This window comes from Mycoplasma sp. Ms02, assembly GCF_019720735.1.
Classification (GTDB): Bacteria; Bacillota_I; Bacilli_A; order Mycoplasmatales; family Metamycoplasmataceae; genus Mycoplasmopsis.
Genome location: NZ_CP081302.1, coordinates 562,680 through 589,508, shown reverse-complemented (window position 1 = coordinate 589,508; position 26,829 = coordinate 562,680). Strand labels below are relative to the sequence as shown.

The 26,829-nt window shown below is 33.5% G+C and carries 29 protein-coding genes and 1 pseudogene; 4 read left to right on the top strand and 26 right to left on the bottom strand.

What is annotated here, in order from left to right; genetic code table 4:
* Positions 1–40: 40 nt before the first annotated feature.
* The 21 genes and pseudogenes from K4L35_RS02270 to rpsJ form a co-directional block, all read right to left on the bottom strand.
* A complete protein-coding gene (locus tag K4L35_RS02270) occupies positions 41–5,857 on the bottom strand; it encodes a hypothetical protein (protein ID WP_221617328.1) in 5,817 nt (1,938 codons plus the stop codon).
* A 140-nt stretch (positions 5,858–5,997) separates the two neighbouring features.
* Positions 5,998–6,432 carry a 50S ribosomal protein L15 gene (gene rplO / locus K4L35_RS02265; RefSeq protein ID WP_370629457.1) on the bottom strand — a complete coding sequence of 145 codons (435 nt, stop codon included), beginning with the start codon at positions 6,430–6,432 and terminating at the stop codon, positions 5,998–6,000.
* Between the two features lie 10 nt (positions 6,433–6,442).
* Positions 6,443–6,895 (bottom strand): 30S ribosomal protein S5, encoded by a 453-nt coding sequence (rpsE, locus tag K4L35_RS02260; RefSeq protein WP_370629456.1) that lies wholly within the window; start codon positions 6,893–6,895, stop codon positions 6,443–6,445.
* Between the two features lie 197 nt (positions 6,896–7,092).
* Positions 7,093–7,443, bottom strand: a complete 351-nt coding sequence (gene rplR / locus K4L35_RS02255) for a 50S ribosomal protein L18 (RefSeq protein ID WP_221617325.1) — start codon at positions 7,441–7,443, stop codon at positions 7,093–7,095.
* 18 nt (positions 7,444–7,461) lie between these two features.
* Positions 7,462–8,001, bottom strand: a complete 540-nt coding sequence (gene rplF, locus K4L35_RS02250) for a 50S ribosomal protein L6 (RefSeq protein WP_221617324.1) — start codon at positions 7,999–8,001, stop codon at positions 7,462–7,464.
* Between the two features lie 8 nt (positions 8,002–8,009).
* Positions 8,010–8,405, bottom strand: coding sequence for a 30S ribosomal protein S8 (gene rpsH, locus K4L35_RS02245; protein ID WP_221617323.1), 396 nt, complete (start codon positions 8,403–8,405; stop codon positions 8,010–8,012).
* The gene (locus K4L35_RS02240; RefSeq protein WP_036463585.1) at positions 8,405–8,590 is read right to left on the bottom strand and encodes a type Z 30S ribosomal protein S14; all 186 of its coding nucleotides are present in this window, start codon (positions 8,588–8,590) and stop codon (positions 8,405–8,407) included. The genes rpsH and K4L35_RS02240 overlap by 1 nt, the downstream gene beginning before the upstream one ends.
* The gene (rplE, locus tag K4L35_RS02235) at positions 8,590–9,144 is read right to left on the bottom strand and encodes a 50S ribosomal protein L5 (RefSeq protein WP_370629455.1); all 555 of its coding nucleotides are present in this window, start codon (positions 9,142–9,144) and stop codon (positions 8,590–8,592) included. The genes K4L35_RS02240 and rplE overlap by 1 nt, the downstream gene beginning before the upstream one ends.
* On the bottom strand, positions 9,141–9,461 hold the full coding sequence (gene rplX, locus K4L35_RS02230) for a 50S ribosomal protein L24 (RefSeq protein WP_370629454.1): 321 nt from the start codon (positions 9,459–9,461) through the stop codon (positions 9,141–9,143). The genes rplE and rplX overlap by 4 nt, the downstream gene beginning before the upstream one ends.
* Before the next feature lie 28 nt (positions 9,462–9,489).
* The gene (gene rplN, locus K4L35_RS02225; RefSeq protein WP_221617320.1) at positions 9,490–9,855 is read right to left on the bottom strand and encodes a 50S ribosomal protein L14; all 366 of its coding nucleotides are present in this window, start codon (positions 9,853–9,855) and stop codon (positions 9,490–9,492) included.
* A gap of 1 nt (position 9,856) precedes the next feature.
* Positions 9,857–10,126, bottom strand: a complete 270-nt coding sequence (rpsQ, locus tag K4L35_RS02220) for a 30S ribosomal protein S17 (RefSeq protein WP_304618604.1) — start codon at positions 10,124–10,126, stop codon at positions 9,857–9,859.
* Positions 10,126–10,317 (bottom strand): 50S ribosomal protein L29, encoded by a 192-nt coding sequence (gene rpmC, locus K4L35_RS02215; RefSeq protein WP_221617319.1) that lies wholly within the window; start codon positions 10,315–10,317, stop codon positions 10,126–10,128. Before rpmC ends, rpsQ begins: the two co-directional genes overlap by 1 nt.
* Positions 10,317–10,745, bottom strand: coding sequence for a 50S ribosomal protein L16 (gene rplP, locus K4L35_RS02210; RefSeq protein ID WP_221617318.1), 429 nt, complete (start codon positions 10,743–10,745; stop codon positions 10,317–10,319). The genes rpmC and rplP overlap by 1 nt, the downstream gene beginning before the upstream one ends.
* Before the next feature lie 2 nt (positions 10,746–10,747).
* Positions 10,748–11,398 (bottom strand): 30S ribosomal protein S3, encoded by a 651-nt coding sequence (rpsC, locus tag K4L35_RS02205; protein ID WP_221617317.1) that lies wholly within the window; start codon positions 11,396–11,398, stop codon positions 10,748–10,750.
* The gene (gene rplV / locus K4L35_RS02200) at positions 11,398–11,739 is read right to left on the bottom strand and encodes a 50S ribosomal protein L22 (protein ID WP_221617316.1); all 342 of its coding nucleotides are present in this window, start codon (positions 11,737–11,739) and stop codon (positions 11,398–11,400) included. The genes rpsC and rplV overlap by 1 nt, the downstream gene beginning before the upstream one ends.
* Positions 11,739–12,017 carry a 30S ribosomal protein S19 gene (gene rpsS / locus K4L35_RS02195; protein ID WP_221617315.1) on the bottom strand — a complete coding sequence of 93 codons (279 nt, stop codon included), beginning with the start codon at positions 12,015–12,017 and terminating at the stop codon, positions 11,739–11,741. The genes rplV and rpsS overlap by 1 nt, the downstream gene beginning before the upstream one ends.
* Positions 12,017–12,862: a 50S ribosomal protein L2 gene (gene rplB, locus K4L35_RS02190; RefSeq protein WP_221617314.1), complete on the bottom strand. Its 846-nt coding sequence runs from the start codon at positions 12,860–12,862 to the stop codon at positions 12,017–12,019. The genes rpsS and rplB overlap by 1 nt, the downstream gene beginning before the upstream one ends.
* 101 nt (positions 12,863–12,963) lie before the next feature.
* Positions 12,964–13,425, bottom strand: a complete 462-nt coding sequence (gene rplW / locus K4L35_RS02185) for a 50S ribosomal protein L23 (protein ID WP_221617313.1) — start codon at positions 13,423–13,425, stop codon at positions 12,964–12,966.
* Positions 13,425–14,039, bottom strand: a complete 615-nt coding sequence (gene rplD, locus K4L35_RS02180; RefSeq protein WP_221617312.1) for a 50S ribosomal protein L4 — start codon at positions 14,037–14,039, stop codon at positions 13,425–13,427. The genes rplW and rplD overlap by 1 nt, the downstream gene beginning before the upstream one ends.
* Before the next feature lie 173 nt (positions 14,040–14,212).
* Positions 14,213–14,848: pseudogene (gene rplC / locus K4L35_RS02175) on the bottom strand (50S ribosomal protein L3); the annotation flags it as partial.
* Between the two features lie 21 nt (positions 14,849–14,869).
* A complete protein-coding gene (gene rpsJ, locus K4L35_RS02170; RefSeq protein ID WP_221617310.1) occupies positions 14,870–15,175 on the bottom strand; it encodes a 30S ribosomal protein S10 in 306 nt (101 codons plus the stop codon).
* Between the two features lie 256 nt (positions 15,176–15,431).
* On the opposite strand from rpsJ, the gene K4L35_RS02165 reads away from it, so the two are divergent.
* The 4 genes from K4L35_RS02165 (at position 15,432) to K4L35_RS02150 (ending at position 19,104) form a co-directional block, all read left to right on the top strand.
* Complete coding sequence (locus tag K4L35_RS02165) at positions 15,432–16,295, top strand: MAGa3780 family membrane protein (protein WP_221617309.1); 864 nt, start codon at positions 15,432–15,434, stop codon at positions 16,293–16,295.
* Positions 16,296–16,367: 72 nt separating this feature from the next.
* Complete coding sequence (locus K4L35_RS02160; protein WP_221617308.1) at positions 16,368–17,210, top strand: HAD family hydrolase; 843 nt, start codon at positions 16,368–16,370, stop codon at positions 17,208–17,210.
* Positions 17,210–17,917, top strand: a complete 708-nt coding sequence (locus K4L35_RS02155; RefSeq protein ID WP_221617307.1) for a hypothetical protein — start codon at positions 17,210–17,212, stop codon at positions 17,915–17,917. Before K4L35_RS02160 ends, K4L35_RS02155 begins: the two co-directional genes overlap by 1 nt.
* A 2-nt stretch (positions 17,918–17,919) precedes the next feature.
* A complete protein-coding gene (locus tag K4L35_RS02150) occupies positions 17,920–19,104 on the top strand; it encodes a trigger factor-related chaperone (protein WP_221617306.1) in 1,185 nt (394 codons plus the stop codon).
* Between the two features lie 28 nt (positions 19,105–19,132).
* Here K4L35_RS02150 and K4L35_RS02145 read toward each other — a convergent pair whose 3' ends face one another.
* The 5 genes from K4L35_RS02145 to K4L35_RS02125 are packed head-to-tail and all read right to left on the bottom strand — an operon-like array spanning position 19,133 to position 26,666.
* Positions 19,133–20,902 (bottom strand): alpha-amylase family glycosyl hydrolase, encoded by a 1,770-nt coding sequence (locus tag K4L35_RS02145; RefSeq protein ID WP_255558956.1) that lies wholly within the window; start codon positions 20,900–20,902, stop codon positions 19,133–19,135.
* A 35-nt stretch (positions 20,903–20,937) separates the two neighbouring features.
* Complete coding sequence (locus tag K4L35_RS02140; protein ID WP_221617305.1) at positions 20,938–21,597, bottom strand: hypothetical protein; 660 nt, start codon at positions 21,595–21,597, stop codon at positions 20,938–20,940.
* Entirely contained in the window at positions 21,597–22,784 is a 1,188-nt protein-coding gene (locus K4L35_RS02135) for an ABC transporter ATP-binding protein (RefSeq protein ID WP_221617304.1), read from the bottom strand. The genes K4L35_RS02140 and K4L35_RS02135 overlap by 1 nt, the downstream gene beginning before the upstream one ends.
* Positions 22,785–22,786: 2 nt before the next feature.
* On the bottom strand, positions 22,787–23,728 hold the full coding sequence (locus K4L35_RS02130; RefSeq protein ID WP_221617303.1) for a sugar ABC transporter permease: 942 nt from the start codon (positions 23,726–23,728) through the stop codon (positions 22,787–22,789).
* Between the two features lies 1 nt (position 23,729).
* On the bottom strand, positions 23,730–26,666 hold the full coding sequence (locus K4L35_RS02125; RefSeq protein WP_221617302.1) for a carbohydrate ABC transporter permease: 2,937 nt from the start codon (positions 26,664–26,666) through the stop codon (positions 23,730–23,732).
* Positions 26,667–26,829 lie beyond the last annotated feature (163 nt).

Here is a 26,829-nt window from a genome sequence, read left to right as displayed (position 1 = left end):
AGTTTAAAGATATAAAAAACTCGGTCTTGCCGAGTTTTAATTAAAGTTTTGACGCAACTAAATAATTTATAACTAATTCTTTTGCTTCGTTTGTAACAACTTTGATTTTATGTTTTGCGTTTTTGTCAATGTCAAATGTTTTTTGATAAATGATTGCGTTTAGCGATTCAGGTGTTTTCTCTGTATTTGCTTGTTCATCTATTAATTTTCCATCTATATAAACTTTGAATGTTGAAGAGTTTGCTTTTTTGGCTCCCATAATTGTTATTGCATTACCTTCAAATTCTGCTTCAAAATAATCACCTGCAACATTTGTGATTGCTGCTGTGTTATTAACGATTGAATGAACTCTTTCATCAGAATTTTTGACAAGATTTCATGAACCGTAATATTTAATTACATCTGTATCAGAAGGAATTAGTAATGAAGGTCTAACTGCAAATCCAGCTTTGAATCCAGATAAAGCTAATCCAGTGATTGATGAATCGATTTTTGAAGTAGGTGTGTCCCTTCTTGACATTCTAACTGTGTAGATACGTGAAGAGAATGGTCTGTTTAACCAAATTCTATATCTTGAAGTTGCTATAAGGTCAACATAACCTTCGAATAAGACGATTGGCTCTCATGGAACTTGTGGATTATCGGCTTGAATAACAAAGTAGTTAGGGCTTAAGTCTTTGTGGGCTTCAGGAGCTCTCACTAAGTCAAAGTAGTTAATTTCTCTGACTTCGTTTTGACCTTGAGCGTTTCTTGTTTGGTATGTGAACATGATTTCATTGTGTTGATCTTGGTAGTATTCTGTTCATCAGTTACCATCAACAAATCTCTGAGGATCAGCACCGGCAACATTATTTGTTCTTACTCTACCCAAGTCGTTTGACTTAACTGGAACAATAGGCACCAATTTATTTAATTGGGCGTCAGAAAGTTTGTCGTCTTCTAAGTATCTACGTTTGTATTGATACTTTTCATCTTTAAGAAGAGTATCTACAGAGATTGAAGCTTCTAATTTGCTTGATTCATAATTTGGTGCAAGGGCTGAATCTTCAAGGTAGATCTTTGTATCTGATCCTTCTTCCTGTAATCAATAGTTAAATTTACCAGAATCTTTTGAATTAAATCCGTAAATTTTAATTGTGTAAATATTACCTTGTGTAAATTCATGCGAACCAACTTCGAACATAGTTTGGTTTCTTGTTTTTTTACTTTCACCAACTTTTGTTGAATCAACTCAAATTTGAATTTCGTCATCAACTTCAGCATGGAATTTGAATGTTCCTGTTTTTGGAGCTACATATTTCATTTCAGCAACAATTAAAGTGTTTGGTGTTCTTGTTGCACCTGGTGATTTAGTGAAGTAGTTAATTGAATTTGTCTGGAATCCTTGTGAAACTCTGATTCCTTTTGCTGCTACTTCTGGTTTTTTTACTTCTTCTTGAGCTGCTGCAAGTGTGGATGTAGTTAAGTTTAAGTTGTCATATACTGTGTATGTTGGACGGTTAACCACATTACGAACTTTAATTTTGAATTTATATTTAGGTACATAAATCGAAGGTTTACCTGCTCAGTTACCAGGTGTGATTTCGATATCAAATTCATCAATTTCATGTAATTTTTCAGAGTTAGCTTTGTAAGTTACTTTTTTACCATCTTTAACAAGCGTTCCACCTTGGGCAGTTTTACTTGGTACGAAGGTTAAGTCAAAGTTGAAATCTGGGTTAACAGCTGTAATACCTTTTGCAAAGTCAAATGTGTAGTCTTCGAATGCAGGAACTTCGAAAGCAGGGGTTGTATCAGTTGTATATTCAAACGATCCTGTTTCTGGCTTATATAAATAAGCTCCTACTGCATAAACGTTTCCTAGTAAATCAATAGCTGGTTTTTTGTAGATTTCTTTTAGGATTAAATCTTCAGCCGATCCTTCTTGAACTGAATTCAGTAGAGGGAAGGCTTTTGCGTAATTAATTGAAGTTTGATTTGGTTCTTGTGGGTTTCTTACGCTGTCATATCATTGAGCTGCATAGTGGAAATTTAATCCAAAGTAATCCACCATATATTTAAGCGTTTCAAGTCCTTTGTTGTGCATTCCACGTTTTCCTGATGATTTAACTCAGTCCATAAAGTTCAATGGTCCTAAAGTATAAAGCATTGAGGCATACATGTTGTATCATGAACCTTTTTTACCTGTTTTAGCTGAACTGTATGAGGTTCCTAAGTGTGATCAACCTCTTGTTGTTTCACCTTCTCAGTCGTATAAGTTTCTAAATCTGGTTTGGTCGTTTAGGAAAGAAAGGTTAATTGTTGAAGGAATGTTTGTTCATCCATGGTCTCTGACGTTGAATGGATCTTCGTATGATTGGTAGTTGTGGTTGATTTCGTGGTAATTTAATCAAGATCAGAATCCAAAGTTGTGACCACCTTGGAAGAATTCTTTTGCTGATTTTCTAGGAGCTCAAAGGTTGGCTCCACCACCTCAAGCACCAGCACCACCTCAGATATCATCACCATAGTTCATTGATAATTTAGGAGATGCATAGTCATTTCACATTAATGAAAGACGGAAGAAATCAGTTCATTTTCTCATTGCAGCTTCTGGGTAGATAAAGTTGTCGATACTGTAGCGATCCACCATTCTTGTTTCGCTGTCGTGATCAAAAGGTATAAAAGCTGTTGAGTATTCGTTTTGAATTATTGCTATAGGAGCAGTTATTTCTTTATTTTTAACTTTTTGAATTTGAGCATCTCAATCTGCTTTCGATGTATGACCGTGGTAGTAGAATAATGTTTCTACAGCGTTATCAACTGTGAACGAAATATCGATTGGTGATTCTTGAATGTCATAAACTGGGTAGTTAATATTGTATGATACTGCTCCACCAAATGGGGAAGCAATTTTGATAACTTCATTGTCAAGTAGCTCTTGCAATGTGAAGTTGAAATTTGTTCTCATGAAAGGATATCTGTTACTGATTCTTCCTGAGTTTTCAAAAACAAAGTTATCTCAATAGTTTTGGTTAATTGTGAACGTAATTCAGTGTCTTGTATTACCAAAGAAGTTTGATCTGTTTCTCTCAACGTATTGTTTTAGGACATTTTTATACTCTTGGTTAATTCTAATTTCGATAATTTCACCTGCAGGTGCATAAAGACCAAGACCTGTTACACCAGTTGCAAGTGTTGAGGCAGTAACTTTTTTCTGAATTGCTTTTGCATTGTCTTGAACATCCAATTTATAAAGCTTTTTCATTACTGGGTGCTTTTTAAGAGTGTTGTTTTGAATTTCTCTTTTAATAAAATCGGCGTTTGAGTATTTTCAATCCACTCCTGCTGGAGCATCGGCTACTCTTTCGGCAAAAACAAGTTCTGAAATATTAATTCTTCTTTCTTCACCGTCGATTGTTGCATTAATAAATGAGTTTGAGTTTTTAGTTCCACCCTCATAGTTGTAATCGTATGATGGGTACTTAAATCCATATTGACCATATTTGTCTTCAAGTTGTGAAGCATAATAATTGTTGTTAATTGAAGTTCTTGCTGTTTCAACACCTGTTTTTTCTATTAAAGTAGGTGAATAACTAACTTTGTCAGTTAATTTAGGTTTAAATTCATCTTTAACGTTAAGAAGTTCACGATCTGAAACTGATACAGTATTTGTTTTGTATTCAACACCGTTTTCGTTTGTTACTATAGCATAGTAATCTCCAACTTCGCGACTTAAGTATGAGTTTTGAGAAGTATCAGCTGTTGGTTCTCCATCTTTGTGTCATACCACTTTTGAGATAGTTAATGATTGAGGGTTTTGTAACGTAATGTTGGCTTGACCTTCTGTTAATAAACCGTTATTTGCAACGTCTATTGAAACAGATTCGAGCACATTTGTTTTGAAAACGTTAATACCTTTAATTTTTCTTGATTGACCTTTTGCTGAAATTTCGACGCTGTAAACTGCATCGGCAACAATTTGTTTTGATTTAACTTCAAGAGAATCATTTGTTTTGCCAAACTCCTCTAGGTCATCTTTAAATCATTTATATGAAAGCGAAGGCTCTTGTTTTAAAGTATCATCGACATTTTTTAGCGATAATCTAACGATATGATCAGGTGAAATAAAGTAACCCTTGTTTGAAGCTTCAGCTTCAATTTTTTCAAGTAATGGAAGAATGGTTTCGTCAACTTCCTTAAACCCATTTATTGTGGCTTTTTGAACTTCTGATTCAGCTTGTGTTACATTACTTCTTAATTTATAAGACACTTCAACAGATACTTTGTCTTCTAAAAGTTTTAGTTCTAAATCTGTAACTTCATATCTTGCTGCGTCAAATCCTGAAATAACAATATTTGAAGGTCTTAATTCGTTAGCGTATGTTTCTGATTTTTCAACGTTTGTTTCTACTTGAGTATTTGTGTGTTGAGTTGGGAAGTCATCAGGTTCTGTATTTTGCTCTTCTTCTTCGAATTGAATTTCGGGCTCTCCTTCAGGTTTTTCAGTACCTTCCTCAACTTCTGTATTGCTGTCATTTTCATTTTCTTCTTCAGAACTATCATCTTTGTTTTCAGGCGATTCGTTTTCTTCGTTGTTTGAAGGGTTATCATTATCAGAATCATTTGAAGGATTTTGAGGATCAGTGTTATTATCTGTTGCGCTTTTATCTTCGTTAGGATTGTTTTCGTCAGCAGTTTTTTCTTTTTCACCTGTTTCACTTGGCGTTTCTGGATTTTTAGGTGTTTCAGGCTGAGGCGTATCTGGAATTTGTGGTTGTTCTGGCTCAACTACAGGAGCTGCGTCGTTATTTGTGTTGTCAGGTTCTTTGTTTTCTGCGTTTTCATTTGCAGGTTTGTCGTTATTTTCTTCGGGTTTATCTGGAGCTGGTTTTTGTGATGGTAAGAAACCTCTTATTGCAACAATTTGATCTTCAATTGATATTGTACGGCTTAGGTTTTTGGCAGAAAGTGAGAAAGAAACTTGAACAACAGTATCTCCAGCAAGTAGTGATTTGTTTGATATTTCGTATTTTTCGACATCGATGTTTGAAAGTGTGATTTCGTCAAGTGTAACTTCTTTTGCATTTTTATCTTTTGAGTCTGCTGAAGCTTTGACGTTGTTAGCAACTTCTTGAAGTTGTTTTTGGATTACGGGCACTGTAAGCAAGTCGTTTTCGACATATTTTTGCTTTTGAGAAGTGATTGTTTTGAACTCTTTGTGTCTTAAACGGAAAGTGTAGGTTAGTGTTCTTGCTGTTGTTAATCCAGAGAATGAGATTGATTCTAAGTCGTAAAGATCTGTGTCATAACCAGAAACAGAAATGTTATCAATAGTAATATCTTCTAAAAGTGTTGTTTCTTTGTCAACGTTTAAAGACACAGTAGCTGCAGCTGCCTGTGTGTTTATTTCGTTTTGAAGTGAAGATTTGTTAGGAATTGGTTTGAAACCTGAAAGTATAACTTCTTGGGTTTCCGAAACTTCGTTTGGATTTTCGATTGATTGGATTTTGTATTGTAGGACAACCGAATTAGGGTGTTTAGGATCGTAAAGTACTTTTTGGTCGATAACTCTAAATTTATCTGAATTTAAGTTGTCAAAAACAAGGTTTGATAAACTTGCTTGTCATGGGAAATTTGTCGATTTGTTTGCGTATCCTGGCTTGATTAAGGCTATTTGATTATCAAGCGTTGTGATTTGATGAACATTTTGTGGTGATGTTTCGTTCTCGTCGGCTGGAACTATTTCTGGTTGGTGGGCATTTGAATTTGAATCTTGAACTTTGTTTTGTGTATTTAAAATTAAAGCTGTAATTGCACTTGCTGAAAGTGCAGCAGGCACTAATCCAAAAAGGATAATATTTTTTGCTTTTGCCATAAAATCTCCTTTGTTCACAATTGTTTTTTAGTATGTGAATTATACAGTTTTAATTTTGAAAAAATTGAGTAATACTGAATATGCCAAATAAAAAAATCACGCATGACGTGATTTTTTAGGAATTTGCAAAGTGGGTAGAATTATAATTCTTCTACTGACCCACCAGCAGCTTCAACAGCAGCTTTTGCTGATGCTGATACTGCGTGAACTCTAACAGTTAATTTCTTTGAAAGTTCTCCATTACCTAATAGTTTGATAGGTAATGTTCTTTTTACTAAACCATTTGCAAAAAGTGATTCAATTGTAACTTCTTGACCGTTTTCGTAACGAGCTTCTAGATCTTTTAGGTTAACAACTTGGAACTCGATGTGATTTACATTTGTAAATCCACGTTTTCCAATACGACGGAATCATGGTGTTTGACCCCCTTCGAATCCTAATCTGTGCCCTTTACGTTTGTTTTGTCCTGATTGACCTTTACCAGCTTGTTTTCCTTTACCAGCAGCGTGACCACGACCTTTACGGTGTTTTTCTGGTCTTGAACCGTCTGTGTATTTTAATGTGTGTAATTTGATATCTGCCATATTAGATTAAATCCTTTACGTCTTTATCTCTTAATTGAGCAATTTGTTCTGGTGTTTTTAAAGTTTGAAGTGCTTTAACTGTAGCTTTAACAATGTTTGCTTTTGAACGTGAACCATATGTTTTTGTAACAATGTCTGAGTATCCTGCAAGCTCAACTACGGCACGAACTGTACCTGAAGCAATAAGCCCTTTTCCTTTAGGAGCAGGTTTTAACATAACTTTAGAAGCTAAGAATTTAGATTCAGCAACGTGAGGAACTGTACCGTTGTATAGAGGAACGTCAACTAAGTTATTTTGAGCATCTTTAACTGCTTTTTTGATTGCATCTGGAACTTCGTTTGCTTTACCGTGTCCATATCCAACACGACCTTTTCCGTTTCCAACTACAACAAAGGCTGAAAAACTGAATCTTCTTCCACCTTTAACAACTTTTGTTACACGCGCAATATCAATAACTTTTTCTGTAAATTCTGAACGAACTTCTTCTCTAGGTTTTCTGTTATCTCTTGAACGGTTAAATGGACGTCTTTGTCCTTCTTTTTTCTCTTGTGATCCTTCTGTAGCTTTTCTTGCAACATTTTTACGAGGAGCAACTACTTTTGTAGCTGATTGATCATTACGAACAACTTCTTTTTTAGCGTTTTCCATAATTAGAATTTAACTCCTTTTTCTCTAACAGCTTCGGCAAAAGCTTTAACACGTCCGTGGTATAAGTATCCACCACGGTCAAATACTAGTTCAGTAACTTTAAGAGCGTTAATTTTGTCTCCCATTAAAGCACCTAATTTTTTAGCAGCTTCAACGTTTCCACCGTATTCATTAAATGAACGTGTAGAAACACTTGCTAATGTAACACCTTTTGTATCATCGATTAGTTGAGCATATAAGTTTGTGTGTGATTTAAAAACGTTTAAACGAGGTTTAGCAGCTGTACCTGAAATTGATTGACGGATACGAACATGCTTAACTTTACGAGCTTGGTTTCTTGATAATTTTGCCATAACTTCTTACCACAACTCCTATTTAGAAGCTGTTTTCCCTTCTTTACGTCTGATTTTTTCACCTTTATATGCAATCCCTTTACCTGAGTAAGGGTTTGGTTTTCTGATTGCTCTAACAACAGATGCAAAGTGTCCAACACTTTGTTTGTCAATTCCACTGATTAATACTTCAACTGGTTTTGGAGTTTCAACTTTAACGTCAGCAGGAATTTCTACTTTAACGTCGTGTGAGTAACCTGCAGAAACAACTAATGTTGAACCTTGGATTACAGCTTTGTAACCAACCCCTTTAATTTCAAGATCTCTTTTGAATCCTTCTGAAACACCTTTGATCATATTTGCAATATGAGCATTTGTTGTTCCATGTAATTGTTTAGTGTGTTTTTCTTCGTTAGCACGTTCTGTTCTAACTGTCGCACCTTCAACGATAACTGTAATTTTTTGACTGAAATTTCTTTCAAGAGTACCTAATTTACCTGAAACAGTAACTTTTGTACCCTCTACATTAACACTAGTTCCTGCAGGAATAGTTAAAACACGATTTCCAACACGAGACATAGTTCTACCTATCAAACATAGGCGATAACTTCACCACCTACGTTTTCCTTTCTAGCAGCTTTTTCAGTCATAATTCCTTTAGATGTAGAGATAATAGCTGTTCCGTAACCTGAAAGAACTTTAGGTAGTTCGTCAGCTTTTACATATACTCTTAATCCTGGTTTAGAAACACGTTTGATACCTACGATTGCAGATTGTGCTCCTTTGTATTTTAATGTAACAAGTAATGATTTTTCAACACCTTCACCTTTAACAACGTAAGATGTGATGTAACCTTCAGCTAAAATGATATCTAGAATTCTTGCTTTTTTGTTTGAGTAAGGGATAGATACAGTTTTATGTTTTCTTTGGTTCGCATTTTTAATACGAACGATCATATCTGAAATAGGATCTGTAATAAACATTATCAACTCGCTTTCTTCATACCTGGAATCTTACCTTCGTGAGCAAGATTTCTGAAGCAGATACGACATACTTTGTATTTTCTTAAAACAGCATGTGGACGTCCACATAATTCACAACGTGTATATGCACGTGTTGAGAATTTAGGGTGACGCTTAGCTTTTTCAATTAACGCTTTTCTAGCCATTATTTATCTCCTTTTTTCTCAAATGGAAGCCCAATTAATTCTAGAAGTGTTCTAGCTTCTTTATCTGTTTGTGCACTTGTTACAACTAGGACGTCTAGTCCTTTGATACGACGGATTTTGTCGAATTCAATTTCTGGGAAGATAATTTCTTCTTTAATTCCTAAGGCAAAGTTTCCTCTACCGTCGAAAGCTTTAGGGTTTGCTCCACGGAAGTCACGAATACGAGGCATCGCAACGTGAATTAATTTTTCTAAGAAATCTCACATTTTGTCTCTACGAAGTGTAACTTTTCCACCCATAGGCATTCCTTCACGTAGTTTTCATGAAGCGTTTGATTTTTTAGCAACAGTTTGGTATGGTTTTTGTGATGAGATAAGTGTAAGTTCGTTTAAAACTTCTTCAATCGCTTTTGAGTTAGAAACTTCTCTACCTGCAGTCATGTTAATAACGACTTTTTCAATTTTTGGCACTTGCATTACAGATTTATATCCGTATTTTTCTAATAAAGCTGGAACAGCTTTTTCTTTGTAAACGTTTTTTAAGTTCATAATTAAATTTCCTTCTTAGTTTTACGTGCGATTCTTACTTTTTTTCCATCTTTTACTAAGTAACCAATTTTTGAAGTTTTTGCAGGTGTACTTTTACCAGCTTTTTTAACTAAGTAAGCAACGTTTGAAACGTGAATAGGTGCTTCTTTAGTTGAGATTGAACCATCTTGGTTTTGTTGTGTTGGTTTGTTGTGTTTTGTTACAAGGTTTAGGTCTTTGATGATAACAGCTTGTTTTTTGTGATCGATTGATTCGATTTTCCCGATTTTTCCTTTTTCTTTACCTGCGATTACAATAACTTCGTCATTCTTTTTGAATTTAATTTTGTTCATAATAAAATAACTCCTTTGACTATAACACTTCAGGTGCTAGAGAAACGATTTTTGGGAATTTTTCACGAATTTCACGAGCAACTGGTCCGAAAACACGAGTTCCACGTGGTGTTAAATCTTCTTTTAAGATTACAACAGCGTTATCGTCGAAACGAATGTGTGATCCGTTGTTACGTTTTAGACCGTAACGGCTACGTACAACAACAGCTTTCACAACTTGACCTTCTTTTACACCACCGTTAGGGATGGCTTTTTTAACTGAACATACAATAATGTCCCCGATGTTTGCAGTTTTCTTTTTAGATCCACCAAGAATACGGATAACACCGATTTCTTTAGCACCTGAGTTGTCAGCAACGTTTGCTCTTGATAATTCAATTAACATACTAGTTTGCTCCTTCAACTGCTTTTTGTTTGATTGAAACTAATCTGAAACGTTTTGTTTTTGATAATGGACGACATTCCATAATCACAACAACGTCGTTTAATTTAGCTTCATGGTTTTCATCGTGAACTGCGAAACGTTTTGTTGATTTGTAACGTTTTGAGTATAGAGGGTGTTTTTTGTATGTGTCAACAGCAACAATAATAGTTTTTTCTGTTTTACCAGCAGAAACAACTACACCAGTACGAGTTTTTCTTAAGTTTCTTTCCATTATTTAACTCCTTTTTGGTTTAAAGCTGTAAGTACTTTAGCGATATCTTTTCTAATTGAAGCGATTTTGTGTGTTTGGTCTAATGACCCTGTTGAGTTTTGGAATCTAAGAGTTCATAATTCAGCTTTTAAGTCAGATACTAATTTAACTAGTTCTTCAACGCTTTTGTCTTTAATATCTTTGTATAACATTATTCAGCTCCCTCTTGAGATTCTTTTTGAACGATTCTTCACTTAACTGGAAGTTTGTGTCCACCTAGACGTAAAGCGTCACGTGCCACTTCTTCTTTAACACCACTTACTTCAAACATCATTGTGTTTACCTTAACTGCTGTATATCATTTGTCAGGAGAACCTTTCCCTGATCCCATACGTAATCCGATTGGTTTTGAAGTTTTTGCAAAGTGAGGGAAAATACGGATAATAACTTGCCCTTCACGACCCATACGTCTTGTAATAGCAATACGGGCACTTTCAATTTGACGTGCATCTACTCATGCACCTGTTGTAGCTTGTAAACCAAATTCTCCAAATGAAACTTTGTTCCCTTTGTGAGCTTTACGTTTGTCGTATTTTTGTAAAAATGGTTTACGGTATTTAGTTCTTTTTGGTTGAAGCATGATTATTTATCTCCTTCCAAAATTTCACCTAGTGAAACTCAAACTTTAACACCAATAGCACCGTATGTTGTACGAGCTGTTGCTGTTGCGTATTGTACATTTTGTCTTAGTGTATGTAACTTCATTTCACCTTCTGAATATCCCTCTGTACGAGCCATATCAACACCATTTAGACGACCACTAACTGCTGTTTTGATACCTTTTGCTCCTGCACGCATAGCGTTACGGATAGCAACTTTTTGTGCGATACGGAATGATTCACGGTTTTCTAGTTTTGTTGCGACCATTTCAGCTAATAATCTAGCGTTTAGGTCTGGGTTTTTAAGTTCAACAACTTGAACGTGGATGTTTAATTTTCTGTTTTTGATTGATTTTGTTAAAGCAACTGTAAGTTCTTGTAGGTTTTTACCTTCTTGACCTAAGATTGCTGCTGGTTTTGCTGAGTGAACGATAACTGTAACTTTTTGATCTTGAGTTCTTTTAACTTCCACTTGACCGATTTGGTATTGACGTACATATTTATCAAAGAATTTGTAGATTTTAGCGTCTTCAACTAATTGGCTACCAAAGTTATCCTTGTCAGCGAATCATGTTGTAACGTGTTTTTTAGAAACTCCGTAACGGAATCCATTTGGGTTAACCTTTTGTCCCATTATCTTCTCTCCTCTAATGTAACTGATAAGTGTGATGTACGTTTGAAAATTGAGTAAGCTCTACCTTGAGATCTTGGTTGGAATCTCTTAAGTGTAGGACCTTCATTTACTAAGACTTCTTTAACAAATAATTTAGATGCATCTAATCCATGATTGTTTGTAGCGTTAGCTACTGCTGAGTTGATCAATTTAATAAACATTTTTGATGATTTACGGTTTGTGTTGTGAAGAATACCAAGTGCAACACGAACGTCTTTTCCTCTGAATAAATCAGCAACTAGACGAGCTTTTCTTGCACTTACACGTTGCATTTTAACGTGTGCTTTTGCTACGTTTTGCATTATTTTTTCTTCCCTTTATCTGCACCGTGACCTGTGTATGTACGTGTAGGTGAGAATTCCCCTAGTTTGTGACCTACCATGTCATCTGTTACATAAACATCAATAAATTGTTTACCATTGTGAACTGAGAATGTTAATCCAACAAAACTTGGAAAGATTGTTGAACGTCTTGATCATGTTTTAATTGCTTTTTTAGGTGCTTTACCTTCAACGATTGCGTCTACTTTTTTAAGTAGGTGCTCATCTGCGAATGGACCTTTTTTAAGACTACGAGCCATTATTTAGCATCCTTTCTTCTTCTTAAAATCAATTTGTTTGAAGATTTCTTAGTTTTTCTTGTTTTAACTCCAAGAGCTTTTTTACCTCATGGTGTAAGAGGGGCTTTACGTCCGATAGGTTGTTTACCTTCTCCCCCTCCATGTGGGTGGTCTACAGGGTTCATTACAGATCCACGAACTGTTGGTCTAACACCCATGTGTCTGTTTTTTCCAGCTTTTCCAAGGTTAACAAGTAAGTGGTCTTCGTTTCCTACTGTACCGATTGTTGCACGACAACGTGCAAGAATTCTTCTTGTTTCACCTGATTTCAATCTTAAAACAACGTATTTTCCATCGTCATCTTTACCAAGTAATTGTGCTGATGTACCTGCACTACGTGCAATAATACCTCCACCACCTGGTTGCATTTCGATGTTGTGAACGAATGTACCTTCAGGAATGTGGCTTAATGGTAATGAGTTACCAACAATAATGTCAGCTGTTTCACCTGAAACAACAGTTTGACCTACTTTAATCCCTTTAGGTGCTAAAATATATCTTTTTTCTCCATCTGCGTAAGCTAATAAACAAATGTTTGCTGATCTGTTTGGATCGTATTCAATTGTTTTTACTAATGCAGGGATATTATCTTTGTTACGTTTGAAGTCGATAATTCTGTAGTATCTCTTAACACGTCCCCCGTGGTGACGAACAGTGATTTTACCTTGGTTGTTACGCCCTGCATGGTTTTTTAAAATAACCATTAAAGATTTTTCAGGAGCGTGACCTGATAAAGTTTGTTTGTAGTCAAGAGATGACATGTTACGACGACCGTTTGTAGTTGGCTTATAGTGTTTAATTGCCATGTCATATCTCCTTTGCTTAAAAATATTTGCGGCTTTCTTTTAAGCAGTTTTAATCCGCGAAAATTTAATAACTTATTTATAAATAAGTGTGATGGTATATCTTATTCACCACCAACTTTTCTTGTTGTAGCCTTTTTAGTTGTGGCTGATTTAACAGCTTTTGTTGCTGTTGATTTTTTAGATGCTAGTTTTTCTGCAGCACGTTTTTCTACTGATGATGCTTTTGCAGCTTTAGCAACTTTTTTCTCAGCTTTAGCAGCTTCTTCTTCTGAAGAAACGCTTTCGCTTGGTGTGTAATTAATTACTGAACCTTCAGCTAACTTAACAATAGCTTTTTTGTAACGATTTGTAAATCCGTGGAAACGACCAATGTTTTTTGGTTTTTTACCAACTTTGATTGTGTTAACTCTTTCAACTTTAACATTAAAGATTAATTCAACAGCGTTTGCAATTTGGTGTTTGTTTGCATCGTAAGCAACTTCAAATGTGTAAACGTTTTTATCCATTTGTGCGTATGATTTTTCAGTTAAAACTGGTTTTTTAATTACGTCTGTGATTTGCATTATTTAAATTTTCCTTCTAATACTTCTAATGATGATTTTGAAAGAACCATAACGTCAGCTAATAATAGTAATTCAACTGATAACGAGTTTGGTTTAACTGTGTGCACGTTTGGAATGTTTGCTGCTGATTTGTAAACTGTTGTGTCTTCTGTAACGATAAGAATGTGTCTTAAATCGTTTACTTTAAGTTCTGTTAATTTGTTTACTAATGCTTTTGTTGAAATTGAGTCTAATTTTAAATCATCTACAAGAACTGCGTTGTCTCTTGCTAATAGTGTAAGAGCAGAAACTAAAGCAGCGTATCTAACTTTTTTATTAACTTTTAATGAGTAGTTTCTCTCTGATTGAGGACCAAATGCTCTTCCCCCACCAACAAATTGTGGTGATCTTAGAGAACCAGCACGTGCTCTACCTGTACCTTTTTGTCTTCAAGGTTTTTTACCTGTACCACTTACAGCAGCACGGTTTTTAACTTGGTGTGTACCTTGTCTTCTTGATGCTCTATCTGATAATACTGTGTCGAAAATTGCTTGTTCATAGATTTTTTCACTTGCAAAAAGATTTGCAGGAAGATCAGCTTTGAAGTTTAATTTTGTAGCTTGTTCTTTAGCCATAATTATTTATCTCCTTCTTTAGCTTCAGCTTCTTCTGCAGCTTGAATTAATGGTAATAATTCTGATGAGTGCATTCCAGCTTTAACTTCGATACCGTATTTTTTTGATTTTTCAACTAATTCGTTCATTAAAACAACTTCTTCTACATCAACTAGAACGATAGGTTCTTTGTTTTCTAGACCTTTAACAGCTTGTTTAATTGTAACGAATGATTTTTTAGCACCAGGGATTGATCCTTTAATAAGGATTAAGTTGTTTGCAACGTCAACTTTAACAACTTCAAGATTTTGAACTGTTGTTCTAACGTTTCCTAAGTGTCCAGGCATTGTCATACCTTTAACAACTTTGTTACCACTAATGTCCCCTAATGATCCAGTTTGACGAACAGGTTGTGAACCTCCCCCTCCACCGTGTGATTTAGGTCCAATAGCTTGGTTGTGTCTTTTGATTGTTCCGGCAAATCCTTTACCTTTTGATGTACCGATAACGTCAACTAGTTCTCCAGCTTTGAATAAGTCTGCTGAAACAACTTGTCCTAATTCGTAACCTTCCATGTCACGAATTTCTTTTACGTAGCGCTTAGGTGTTGTGCTAGCTTTTGCAAAGTGACCTTTTTCAGGTTTGTTAGATCTTTTTTCTTTTTTGTCGAAAACAGCTAACTGAGTAGCAACGTACCCGTTTTTTTCCTGAGAAAGAACTTTTGACACAACATTTGGTTGAACTTCAACAACAGTAACTGGAACTGATAGTCCAAATTCTGTGTAAATTTGAGTCATCCCAATTTTACGTCCTAAGATTCCTTTCATAATTTACTCCTTAAGTGATTTTGATTATTTAACTTTGATTTGAATTGCAACACCTGCTGGTAATTCTAATCTTTTGATTTTGTCTTGTGCTTCTGCACTTGGGTTTTCCACAACAACTAGTCTTTGGCTAGTTCTTGATTCGAATTGCTCACGTGATGTTTTGTTAACGTGAACTGATCTAAGGATAGTGATTTCTTCTCTCTTTGTTGGAAGAGGAATAGGTCCACTAACTTTAGCTCCTGCAGCTTTAGCTACGTTGTATAGTTTTTTCGCAGCTTCGTCTACTAGAGCGTGATCAAACCCTTTAACTTTGATGTTAAGTTTGCTCATTGTTGTCTCCTTTGTTCATTTTGTGAACTCGGCTCCACATGAAAACCCAAACCACCCTCAACAACTTTAATGGTGAATTGGCAACCTCATGTATCTATGCCATAGTTGCTTATTTATTATATATATAAATTTGAAAAAATGAAACAAAAAGTAAAAGATTTTAAAATAAGAACGCTTTTTGGCGTATCGGCTTTCTAAAGTGTCGTCAATAATTTAAAAAAGTTTATAATTGTTAATAATAATTTAAGGAATGAAAATGGAATTTATAAAAAATAAAATTAACAGACTTTCGCCAAATAGTGCAAGAACTTTATCGGTTGCAATTATTATGCTTCTTTTCTTTTTATTTGCTGTAATTTCAAATTGAGCTCTTGATTCAATTGATTTAACTAAGGCATTTAAAAACTCAGATTCTCTAGGGAATGAAATTAAAAACTATGTCCTTGATAGCAAGGTTAACCAATTAGCTCCTCGTTTTATCGATTTCATGTGAGGAAGGACAGCAACTTTTACTTACTTAAGTAATACACTCGTTATTGCATGTACTTTTTTAGTTGCTTTTTACTCAAAAAGTAATCCAGTTAAAAAAGTATTTTTTGCATCAGTATGCTATATTACAGTAACATTCTTAGTTTTTTGAGGTTTAATTTTCCCAGGTCTTTTCAAAGAAAATAGATATACAGGACCAAGATTGCTAAACACTACTATTGTTCACTTTGTTACACCTGCTTTTGCATTTTTTGCTTTATTTTTAAACAGAAAAACAATTACAATGAATCGAAAACACTTTGTAATCATGATCCTTCCTGTTTTAGCTTGATTTACAATGTCTTTAATCCTGTTTTACTTAGGAAAAGATTACTATAACTACTTTAAACAAGGATTAAACAACATGGACCCAAAAACTGCAGGATCACAAAGTATTGCTTTATATTCTAAGGTAAACACAGTATTTTACTCTTTCTTAAACTTTGATCAGCCATTATTTTATAAAGGTAGTTCAATAGTAATGAAAGTTGTTCTTAATTTAGTTCTATTTGTAGTTGGAGCAAGTGCAATTTACGGACTTGGTGAATTTTGAGTTAAAGTATATAAAATCAAATTAGAAAAAATAAAATAATCGGGCTTTTAAGCACGATTTTTTAAACTTTTTAAAGTAGTTAAATATAATTTAAATTAAAAGGAGATATAAATGAAATATATTTTTGCTTATGACTTAGATGGAACACTACTAACAAAACAAGGTAACGTTCACCCTAAAACAATGGAACAATTGGAAAAAGTTGCACAAAAAGGTTTTTATAACACAGTTGCAACAGGAAGGTGTTTACCAAAAGTTCTTCCTTTATTAGAAGAAGATATTCTGAATCATTTTGACTACTTAGTGTGTTCAAATGGCGCAGTTATTTATGATGTTAAAAATAAAGTAACAAAAGTTCTAGGAAATGTTGATACTAGAGCATTTGATGTGATGAAAACTGCTGCGCAGAAGCACAATTTGATTTTTAATCTTGACACTGAAAGTTACACAGGAACTTATGTTCAAGGCTCAAAAACAAATGAATTACCAGAGTGAATTTTACAAAGTGCAGTTATGGATTTGAACTTAGCAAAATTTGCTGATTTAGACGAGCTTGAAAGAGTTACTTTTGATCCCGAAAATAAAGTCGTTCAAATGGCTTTAAGATGTCCAATCGAAAAAGCTCAAGAAATATGGCAAGAAGTTAAGGTACAGCTAGATCAAGATCATGAAGTCTTTTTAACAAACTCAGTTTACGTAGATGTTAATCCAAAAGGGATTTCGAAATATCAAGGAATAGAAGAAGTAATTAAAATGGCAGGTTTAAGCGATAATAATTTAGTGGCATTTGGAGATAGTGGAAACGACATTGAAATGCTCAAACATGCAAAATATGGTTTTGCAATGGGCAACGCAACACAACCTGCAAAAGATGCTGCGTATGGAGTTGTGGGTGATCATAACGAAGGATCAATCGGTATCAAAATAGAAGAAATTTTGGATGGTTTAGATTAATGAAAAACACTTTTTATGCTTTATCTGTAGTGTTTGCTGTCGTTTTATTAATTTGATCTTATTTAGTTTTAAATAACATTAATAAGACACAAGCAGGTTTAAGAATAGCATTTACAAATGCAGATCTAGAAATACCTAAGAAAATAAAAACATATTTAACCAAAGGAATGCTGAATTCTTTCGCTATTTGGTTGTTGTTTTTTGTGGCTTATATTAGTGCCATACCAGCAATATTCCTAAACTACAAAATCGATCCTGAAAATCAAGGTTATACTTTTTTAGCCTTTGGTGCGTTTATCTTAATTTGCATCATGTGCTGAGTTTTTGCATTATTTCTATTAAACTCATCAATTAATAAATCCATGAATAAACGCCAAATAGATAATTCAGAAATTGAAAAAATGGCTTCAAGATTTGAAAACATCAATTTTGAGGAAATGTATCACAAAAGATATGTTTATAGTTTTCATACAATGCCTAAAATGACTGATTTAAAGTGATATTCGTTTTTTAGAGGCGTTAATTCTAAAAACGAAAAAGCAGTTACAAAGCTAGTTGTTAGATATCTAAAGGCTTACTCGTCAATTGAAGCACACTCATTTGAAAAAGGGAAATTAAACACATTTTCGACTTTTTGGTATTTAGTAACATTAACAAATAAAAAAACACCAAACAACAAATTAAATGAAATTTTAAAAAGTAGGTAAAGATGAAATTTTATGATTTCGATTATAAATTAGAGAAAAATGAATGAATCACTTTTCAAAATCAAGCTCTTGAGTTTATAAAATCTCAAACAGAAACCTTTAAGCAAGAAGATATCTTAAGAGTTGCTAAAGAAGCAGTTGTAAATTCAAAAGTTGCTAAAGAGTTTAATGAAAGATTCGCTTCTGATAAAACAAAAGTAGTATTTCACCCTGTTTTAGAGAACTATTCAGCAGACCTGGACAGTTGTGAATTAACGCTTAGATTCTATTATCAAGATGATGTGGATAAAATTAATCTAAGCCTTGACTCTGATGTTGAATTTAAAGACACAATTGAAAGTGATCAACAAATTGAGCAGTTTATAAATAATTTCATGAGTATGTATGCATTCAAAATGCCTACAAATAAGCCAATTAAGCAAAATGGTAACTCTGTTGTTTTTGAAATTCAAAACGAAAGAGCAAGTAAGCCTTCACAACAAGAAGTGGAAATGAACGGTGATGCTCATTTATCAGAACTAACTCTTGCACTTGTGGATAAAAAAGCAGGAGATGAGTTTGAAACAGATTTCGGTGGCGAGAAACACAGAATTAAAATTCTTGAAGTTAATGAATCTGTAAGAATGCCAATTACTGACCAAAACGCTGTTCTTACAGGAATAAAAGAAATAACAAATCGTGAAACAGCTTATAACTTTATCAAAAAAACAGTAATTGGTGCTGCGTTCCAAAATTTACTTATTAACTATAAACAAGCTATATACGAAAAATTATCTCAGAATATCACTATCGAAGAAATGCCTGAGCAACTTTATCAAAAACAATATGAAGCTTACAGAGAAGAAGTAACACAAAACGCTGCTAACGATCCAAGAGTATCAAAAGAAGATGTTGAAAAATTCTTCGAAAGCCAAGATTTAGTAATTAAAAAAACAATTCAAGAAAAATTTAAACAAACATTTTTAAACTCTTTTGTTCCAAGAAAATTAAATATATCTCCAACAGATGAAGAAATTAAAAAAGAGTACAAATTGGCTCTAAGTCATTTACCAGTAAATGAAAGGTATCGCGCTAACATTTCTGTTGCAAGAGTTGTTGAAGTTCTTATTAACAAAAAGGTTGCTCTGCTATATTTAGAACACAACCACAAAGAAATTTTTGATAAATACAAAGATTACGTTCAATAAAAAAAAGAGGCACGAGCCTCTTTTTTAGTTAAATTTGTATCTTGTATATTCCGATTCTTTCAAATCCTTTGGTTTCTATTTTGCCTTCAAATATCTTTGTGTTTATTTCTAAAAGTGGGTCGATTTTGGTTGGTTTGGTTTTGAAAATAAAATCCGACTTTGTTACTTTTGGAGAGTAATCGTGAATAAATACAAGAAGTTCGTTGTCGCTATTTTTTCTGACTGTCGCAAATCCTGGCAGTTCTGAAAAAACATCTTCTGGATCAACAATATATTTCTCATTTTGGTTCTTAACTGAATCAAAATGTTTTCTTACAGAAATAACTTTTTTCACTAAATTATAGGTTGATTGGTTATCTTTTATAGCTTCTTCTACAGATTGTTCGTTATCATAGCCTCAACTTTTGGCATGTTCATTTTTACCAGATTTCTTTTCATAGAAATCAACTTTTTTGATGTCATCTTTTCAAGGAAAGGCCTCTCTAACCGAGATATCGCCATTTGAACTTTTAGGACCTCCGTGTGCCAATAATTCATTTCCGTTGTATAGAATTGGAAGACCACCTCTTGAAAGTAATGATACAAGAGCTACTCTGTAATACGCTTTTTCTTGTTCATTTAAAGCTTCAGTATGAGAATAAATTTCTCCCGATCTAAGCACACCTCTGAATCTATTGATTCACCTTTCGACATCGTGATTGTCCAAAAAGGGCATTCAAGGTCTTGATATATTTGACGAATTTAGCTGTTTTATAATACTTTTCTCTTCTGTGGTATCTAATCAAAATCTTGTGTCGTTCTTAAAGTTTTGACCGTCAATTAAAGAGCTTAAACTATTTTTACCATTTCTTACGAAGTAGGTTTCTCCATCTTTTACACTTCCTCATCATTCACCGAACATGAATGCCTCGTTTGAGGATCTTAGATTTCCGTCATTAAGCTCTGCATTTACTGCTTCTCTGATATCTGAGAATAGCCGATTAATCTTCTCGTTATTTGGATCTTTGGATTCTCTTGTTGCTTCTGAATCTCAGATATGGTAGAAGGCATCGTATCTGAATCCGTCAACACCTTTTCGTGATCAAAACTTGTGAATTTTTTTCATTTCGTCTTGGACTTCTGGATTATCCATTTTTAAGTCAGGCATCCCTTTTCAGAATGTTGCAACGTAGTTTTTATTAGTTGGTATTTTATCTTCGATATTTATAAAGATATTTCTTGCATCTTGATCATCGATGCCATATTTTCTATCGCCATCAGTTCTGTTCTCAAAAAAGGTATAGTAATTCTCATATTTCGAATCACCTTTAAGTGCTGCTTGGAATCATGGATGCTCAAACGAAGTGTGGTTCATAATCATATCTAAAATAACTTTTATGCCTTTTTTATGTGCTTCAATCAAAAATTCATCAAAAGCTTTCATACCCCCAAATTCAGGAGCCACATCCATGTAATCAATCACATCATAACCATGATATGAACTTGCAGGGTGTATCGGAGAAAGATATAGAGTATCGATACCTAAATCAGTAAAGTAATCTAGATTGTTCTTTAAGCCTATAAAATCGCCAATTCCATCATTATTACCATCAGCAAACGCATACACTGCGAGTTGATACATAACGTTTGATGGATTCGCATCTTTATTAAAAGGGGCAATAAATTTGACTTGATCTAAGCTTTTGGCATGTTCAGTTTCTTTTAATCTAATCTGATCTTTAAATGATGAATCACCTCAATCTTTTAATTTTTTTTCTGTTTTGGAAACACAAGAAGTGATTGATAAAGCGCTTGTCAATAGTGCTCCTGAAAAAAGCAGAGATTTAAATTTCATTAGCTATTTAAAACCTCGTCAATTTGAAGTTTGTATGTTTCTGTGTCTTTATATTTTTTTGCAAGCGTTTGATCATTTGTTAAATAACCAAATCTTCTTCTTGCAATAATCGTAAAAATTAAAACGATTCAAGCACAAATAAAAGAAATGTATCCAGCTGTGTATTCCATTCCTTGTCTAAAGTTCTGAATTATTCTGACATTGCCATTGATAACAAGTTGAGCATCTCTAGCAGAAGGTAGAGGTTTTAAAGATAGTAATAAGAATGTAAGTACAAGCGAAACTGTGATTATTGTTAAAAGTATTTTAGAAATAGTTTGCCCATTGTACTTGTTTGTAAATAAGTTCACAACGATTGCAATAGAAATTGCAAAACCACTTGTGAATAAGGCTAAAAGAATAAAGTTAAACGACTTAAAAACGTGTCTAAGTTGGTAAAGCTCTGATTTTGTTTTTGAAGTTTCTAGAATTTCTTTTTGAGTAATAGTTTCTTCAAAATGACCTTTTTGAAGTCATTCTAATTCTGCTTTCATTAGGGGATCAAAATTAGCTAGTAAAGAGATTGTGCAAATTATCGAAGTAAGCAGAGCTAAAACAACTACAATGTACGCTATTTTTCTTGCTTTATAGTTTTGAAAGTGTCTTTTGAAAAACTTCATTAATTAACTCTTTCTTCAGTTTTTGCATCAAAAATATGAATTCTTTTTTCTTCAAATACTACATATTTGTTGTCATAAAGTGTGTACTCTGCGCTGTTTGATGCATTAACGATGAATTCAACTTCAGAACTTACTTTTAAAGCTACAAGTTGGTCTTTTCCGATTAGCTCAATGTTTTCGATTTTTCCGTAGGTACTGTTTTCTTTCGCTGTATCTGAAATGGAAATATCTTCGCTTCTAAATCCAACAACTAGTTTTTGACCTTCATGTAAATTTTTCGAGTTTTCTTGACTTAATTTTATTTTTACATTTTTATCTGAACTTATAATGTAACCGTTTTCGTAAACTGCCTCAAATGTATTCATTGTTGGAGAACCGATGAATTTTGCAACAAATATATTAGCAGGTTTAAAATATAACTCTCTACCTGTACCACTTTGTTGAATACTTCCATCATTGAAAACAACGATTTGGTCACCCATTGTCATAGCTTCGAGTTGATCGTGTGTTACATAAATACTTGTTGTGTTTAACATTCTGTGAATGTTAACAATTTCACGTCTCATACTTTCACGTAGTTTAGCATCAAGGTTTGAAAGAGGTTCGTCCATTAAGAAAACAAGTGGTTTACGAGCAATAGCACGACCAATAGCTACCCTTTGACGTTGCCCACCTGATAAATCACGTGGTTTACGGTAAAGGTAATCTTCAATCTTAAGAATTTTAGAAACGTCTTTTACACGTCTATCAATAATGTCCTTACGTTCTTTAGCTATTTTTAAACCAAACGAAATATTGTTATAAACATTCATGTGTGGATATAAAGCATAAGATTGGAAAACCATAGCGATATTACGTTCATTTGGTAATAAGTTATTGTATCTTTTTCCGTTAAAAAGTAAATCACCTTTTGTAATTGAGTTTAGACCTGCAATCATTCTTAATAAAGTTGTTTTACCACAACCTGAAGGTCCTAAAAAGATGCAGAATGATCCTGGCTTAATTTCAAGATTAATATCTTTTAAAGTATATTTTTCATTTCCTTCATATTTTTTTGAAATGTTTTGTAGTTGGATGTGAGCACCTTTGTTTTCGTTAAAGGTTTCACCGATTTCTGAAACTAATTTATCTAAATCGATTGTTTCAAATGTATCAAATTCATCTGTTTCATAGTGTTTTTTATTCATAATTATCCTTTAACTGCTCCTTCACTTAATCCACCTACAATGAATCTTTGTAAGTACATGAAAAGAACGAAAGCTGGTAGTGATGCTAGCAGCGATCCTGCTGCATATGCACCTGCATTAACGTGTTTTGGTTCTGTGTTAATAAACAACTCAAGACCAGTAGCTAAAGTTTTATCTTCAACTTTAAATAGCACAAACTTAGGAAGAATAACATCAGTAAATGGTGTCAAGAAAGATCAAAGTGCAACCATTATTAATGCTGGTCTAATAACAGGAATAAGTATTTTAAAGAATAGCCCTCAGTTTGAGCACCCATCTACTTTACCTGAGTCGTCAAGTTCTGGAGAAATAGAATCTAAATATGACTTCAGCATAAAGGTGTTAGATGATACTGCTCCACCTGAGTAAATTATCACTAACATAACAATAGGGCTTATACCTATACTTCCACCCATTTGTACTAGCATATAAAGAGTGATTAAGCTTGATGTTGCAGGTACCATCTGAATCATCATAACAATGGTTAATGAGTGTTTAGATCCAGCAAACCTAAATCTTGAATAAGCATAAGCGTTAAGTGCAACTCCTGTTGTTGCAATTAAAGCTGTTAAAAGTGCTATAAACAAGGTGTTTCCGTATCATCTTAAGAAATGACTTCTTTCGTTAGTAAATAAATAAACAAAGTTGTCAATTCCGAATTTAAATGGTGTTATCGCCACAATACGTGGGTTAAAAATGTTGAACGAAGCAATAACAAGTGAAATGATTGGAAACAAAATAATCATTGATCAGCAGATTAAAATTAAGTAGTTAAAAACTAAAGCGACTAATTCTGATTTTGTCATTGCTTTTTGATCTGAATAATTTAGTTTTATTCTTTTAGGGGATAACTTGTTATAGTTGACCCTTACGTCAGATAAAACTGATTTGTAAATGTTTGCCATTTTACCCCCTTCTTGACATCGATTTGATGAATCCTCTTGCTGCAAAGCTGATACTGATCAATGCTGCAAAAGTTGCTAGTGCTGCACCAAATGATTGGTTTCCTTCGATTTGAATAGCTCCTTGAGCGATTTTAAACACTCAAGAAATTATGATGTCTGTTGACGCTTCACCAAACACTGTAGGTGTTGGATAGTTTGGTCCACCACCCGTTAGTAGCGAAATGATTGTGAAGTTATTAAACGCACCTACAAATTGTCCAATTAACATCGGAGCAATCGCAAGTACAAGAGCAGGAAGTGTTAAGTATCTGAAAAGTTGGAATCTTTTAGCTCCATCAACAGATCCTGCTTCATAAATATCTTTTGGAATTGATTGTAAATTACCTGTAACAAGCATGAATATTCAAGCGTAACCAATTCAAGTTTGAACGATTACCAAGATAACTCTTGCTTTTGTAATCGAGTTTAATCAGTCTATTCCATGTTCTAAAATTCCTAACTTAATTAGTATTAAGTTTAAGTATCCTTGATCTCCACCGACAAGAGTACTTTTGATGAACATGATTGTAACAAAGGCAGGAATAGCTCAAGGAAGAATGAATATGATTCTAAAAATCCCTCTACCTTTTAATCTGTTGTTGTTTGCTAGAATCGCCATTAAGAATCCAACCGAAATTGGAATAATAGTTGATAATACTGTTCAAATTAGTGTTCATGTGATAACTCTACTTAGAGAAAGCAGTAAGTTGTTTTCTCTAAACGTTCATCAATAACCTCACGATTTAAGACCTATTCAATCTACAGTTTGCGATGGGGCAATATGTTTGTATCCATAGTTTGTAAATGAAATAAGAACTGAGGTAATGATTGGTGTTATAACAACGAAGATCATTAACGATCAACCCATAAGTGAGATTGATCACGGGAATCCTGCTGTTTTTAATCATCTTTTTGTATGTGATCACATACTTGGTCTACTTCCACCTTCAAGGTGTTTAGCCACACGATAAGCTCCTAGTCCTGAAACTGTAAAATAAATTACTGCAAAAACAACTAGAATGACCGAAACAACACCACCAAACAAGTAGTATCTAGCATCAGTTAGTATACCTTGAGAAATATCATGCAAGCTAGAACCAAGGTCATAGAATCCAGGTATCCCTCCCATTTTTGATCAGTAAGCACCAAACGAGAATGGTAGAATAATTGCATAAATAAATGTCGTGGCAATCAGCATGAGCGCAGATTTTGTGTATTGCTTAAATCAAATTAATTCAGGCAATCCAGGAAGTAATACACCTAAAAGCAATGATCATCACCTTAAGTTTTTAATACACTCTGTCGGAATGGACTTTTGTGCCTCATTAATTTTTGATTCTAGGATCTTTTTATTAACATTAAGTTCTTCTCTACGTCTTCAAAATAGAGTTTTGAGTGATTCTTTGTTTTTTGAAATTGAATTTTCTAACTTAAGTGTATAAAGAGACTCTTTTTTAAATATTTTTGCTTCAATTCTTAGATTTTTAAGAGCTTCCTTGCTAATATCATTTGCTTTATACTTGTCTTTTGCACTTTGCATAAGATCATTGTATTTCTGAAGCACTTCAGCTTTTTTAGCTTTGTATGTTTCTTTTTCAGTTTCAATAGAATTGTTTATTTTTAAAACTTCAAGATTAAATTTTGAATCAACTTTTTCTTTTAAGAATTTAGTTCTTGTTTTGTGTGTGTCAGAAAAGTATTCAGATTGTGCTTTTGAAACACTTTCGTTGTATAGACCTTCGTATGAAAACTTTTTGTACTCATTAGAAAGTGCTTTTTTGTATTTTGATAATGCAGCAGCTTTTAGTTCTTTTTTAATTAAGCTCTTATTCAAAGGCGAATTCGCTTCTTTTGTAAGAATTTGATTGTAAATTTTTACCTGTGATTCGTCAGAGCTTTTAAAAAGCGAGCTCAATGTTTCAGTATCTTTTTGAATACTTTTATCTAGATTGGAATAAAGATGTTTTAAGTCTTTTTTGTACTGTGTTTTAGCTAACTTTTTAAAACTTTTTGCATTTTGTTTAAGTTTGTTAAGTCTTTGTTCATTTTTATGGCTTGATTCTAAGATTTGACTTTTGTGTTCTTTGATTTTTAGGTAAGCTGCTTTTTTATATGCTTTAGCTTTATCTCTTGCCTCAAGAATTTTTTGGTTATATTCGTATTCAATTTCTTTGATTTTTTTCTTAGTTTCAAGTTTTAAATTGTGTTTTTCGTTTAAATATAGGTTTTTTTGCAATTCTCTAGTTTTATTTAGTTTAGATTGCAAGTTATCTTTTTTTCTTAAGAACTCTTTTCTTTTTTCCTCTAATTTAAAGTGCATTTCGTCAAAATAGCCACTTTCTTTGTGAGCGTTATAGTAACTAAGTTCGAAATCATTGAAACTGTACTCTCTACCGTTTAGCTTTTTAAGCAGGATGTTTAAGCATGCATACTTAGAAAGTAATTCTTTCTCATTTTCTTTAGTTTTTATAAATAAGTTTTCGATCAACTCTTTTTTTCTTTCTTCTTCATCAGAAGTTGAGTATAAAGATTTGATGTAATCCTTAACATATGCTTTTAAAGCTTTTTTTTCTTTTTTTAACTTCGATAATTCAAACTTAATAAAAGTATTCATACTTTCAGCGTATTTAAGTGCTTTTATTGAATCTTCGAAAACTCTTAGTTTGTTTTTATAAGCAACTCTTAAACTGCTTAGTTCTCGTTTTAGGTTGTCTTCAATTTTGGTTTTTGCTCTTAAATATAGGTCTTTTTCAATTTGTTCTCTTGATTTTGTATTATCAACAAGTCTCGTGTAAACATTTTTAACTTGATGCTTATACGCTTTTAAAGTTTGATGTACCTCTGGAACAACAGGATCAAAAGATTCGCCATATCAGTTATAGAGTTTTATTTTTTCCATTAAGATCCCCTTCCTTTGTGTATTCTGTATTTTTCATAATGCCAAGCTCTCCGTTTTTGAAAGTAGATAAAAGTAAAGTAAATTAAATATACTACCATCAAACCTGAAAAGCATGATGTTGCTATTGCGATCGTTTTTTCAACTGAATTAACATGGTTTAAGC